This window comes from Candidatus Zixiibacteriota bacterium (genome assembly GCA_021159005.1).
In the GTDB taxonomy this organism is placed as follows: domain Bacteria; phylum Zixibacteria; class MSB-5A5; order UBA10806; family 4484-95; genus JAGGSN01.
In genome coordinates this window covers 1-2,297 of record JAGGSN010000027.1, presented here as the reverse complement: position 1 = coordinate 2,297, position 2,297 = coordinate 1, and the positions used below count along the sequence as shown (strand labels likewise).

At 40.3% G+C, this 2,297-nt stretch carries 2 protein-coding genes; one reads left to right on the top strand and one right to left on the bottom strand.

Annotation, left to right across the window (positions count from 1 at the left end; all coding sequences use genetic code 11):
* Positions 1-738 precede the first annotated feature (738 nt).
* Complete coding sequence (locus J7K40_01775; GenBank protein ID MCD6161124.1) at positions 739-1,047, bottom strand: hypothetical protein; 309 nt, start codon at positions 1,045-1,047, stop codon at positions 739-741.
* Between the two features lie 195 nt (positions 1,048-1,242).
* Between J7K40_01775 and J7K40_01770 the strand changes: the two genes are divergently transcribed.
* The gene (locus J7K40_01770) at positions 1,243-2,046 is read left to right on the top strand and encodes a T9SS type A sorting domain-containing protein (protein ID MCD6161123.1); all 804 of its coding nucleotides are present in this window, start codon (positions 1,243-1,245) and stop codon (positions 2,044-2,046) included.
* Positions 2,047-2,297: the final 251 nt, after the last annotated feature.

Here is a 2,297-nt window from a genome sequence, read left to right as displayed (position 1 = left end):
ATGTTAAAATAAGTAAAAATTTGAGAAAAGGTTTGACATTGTACATAGCAGGTCGGGCTCCGACTCGCCGAAGGCGAGGAGAAACCCGACACTTCTCGCAGTTATATAAATATCTTTCCTTAGCAAATAGCATATCAAAGTCAAATTGTCGGGTTTCTCCCTCCGGTCGGAACCTGACCTACTAGAAATCGCTAAAAGTTTCCCCGTTTTTTCAAAAACTATGATTTCCACTTATTGAAAATGTTAACCCTATGAAACATACTATACTATAAAGATTTTACCGGAATTTTCGGGGAAACTCCTGTTTTGATGGATGAGAATTTTCTCCAATTTTCTATTCAATTGCAGGCTGGGTTCCGAGTGAGTCCGTCTTAGATGACTTGACCTATAGACTACCTGTAGGGGCGTTTGCCTCAAGCGGATGCCCCCTACTGAGATTGCTGATAAAGCAGCAAAACACTCTTGTTGCCAAGCGCTGTTTGGCAGCAAGAATGGGCGTATGCAATACGCCCCTACGCGCGCCGGTATATATACACACCCCTAACTTCTCTCAAGAGGGGAATAAAATACGTCCCTATGCACGCCGGTATATATCACCCTAATTTTAAGATATTATGAGATACCTTCCCCGCTTTGTCAGGAACCCTTTCCTGACAACATTTCTAAGATAACTATAAACGATAATTTATTGTAAACTTTATAGCGGCTGAAGCCCGAAAGCGCTTAATCCTTTCAGCCCTATTTTTCCACTTTACCGGAGCCTTGGCAGATACGGCATTTAACCATCTTCTTCGATTTGGGCGATTTCCCAGCCGCTATAAGGCATTCCGGACAACTGACCAGTAATTCATCCTTGAATACACCTTGAGCGCGGCTTTTACTAAATGGCTTTCCTGCCGAACACTTGCCGGTTCCTTCGCAATGCTGGCAATCGATTAATTCTTTTTTAACAGTTTTTTCAGGTTTACTTTTAGCAGCGGCTGGCTTTTTTGCTTTTTTGACAGCAGCTTTTTTTGTTGTCTTTTTGGCTGTTTTTTTAGCTGGCATATTTACTCCATGTTTAGATTATCTATTCGCATAACCTTTATTACCTATAACAAGGCAACTCATTATATGTCGTTGCTGCATTTATTACAATAAAACATAGAAACTATCAACATTTTTCTATTTAAATATCGATTTATGATGTCGATGTAATATAAAGATATATTAATAAATTCACCCTCAGAACAAGAGGCGGTTATGAGAAAATTTTACATAGTTTGTATATCATTACTTGTTTATTCAGGTTTACTATTTGCCCATAGTTATTATACCGGTTATTCAGGCGCGCCATCATCGAACGGCACCTGCTCTAGTTCCTGTCATGACCTCAATAATTTTTCCCCCACTTGCGATATTACAGGCTTTCCGGAAGTATTTGCTCCCGGAGAACAATACACAATTACAGTGCGCCATGACGGCGGGTTGGCTATCAGTCAATTCAATTGCTCAATCAGGATTGACAGCGATTCTAGCATTGCCGGAGTTATAACTGCCGGCGATAACACCGAAACTTATACGGCTGCTAATGAAAACAACGGCATTCACTGGGTATCTACAGATACCGATTCGGGAACATTTATCTGGACTGCGCCGGATATGTGGACCAGGCATGTTACGCTATATTGGGCTGGCTTGCAGGGTACTTATGTTAACGGAGCAGACCAGCAGATAGTCTTGCATTCAAGAGAAGTAAACAGTATCGACTATATTGCGAAATTGCCGGATGAATTTGCTCTTAACCAGAACTATCCCAATCCTTTTAACAGCTCTACTATTATAAGCTGCGAAATCTCCAAACCGGGAGATGTGATTCTTGAAATAGCCAATATACTTGGCCAGAGGGCATATTATATTTCCATCCCTGATGCGAAACCTGGCCGCTATTCGATTGACTGGAACGGAATCGATAATAACGGCAATGAACTGCCGTCCGGGTTGTATTTCTATCAACTCCGCGCGCCGGAGGGATGCTTAACCCGCAAGATGGCGATACTGCGGTAGGTGTATTGATTGACAAGATTGAATGGTGAGTTTTGGGCTATTCAAATTCGATTTCTATATCTGTAATTTTATTCAATTCTCGGTTAATTGTTGATTTTATTTCTTCAATACTTTTATATTTATTTGCTATTTGTTTTTGAGTTTTTAAATAAAATTCCCCTTTTGAATTTATAGGAATTTTTAATTCTATATTTTTTCACTACTGTCCGGCCTTTTATCCGCCTTAGGCGGATGCTATAATGATGTCATTC

Excerpts from the sequence above, each read along its gene's own strand:
- J7K40_01775 (MCD6161124.1), bottom strand. The coding sequence starts at position 1,047 with ATGCCAGCTAAAAAAACAGCCAAAAAGACAACAAAAAAAGCTGCTGTC.
- J7K40_01770 (MCD6161123.1), top strand. The coding sequence starts at position 1,243 with ATGAGAAAATTTTACATAGTTTGTATATCATTACTTGTTTATTCAGGT.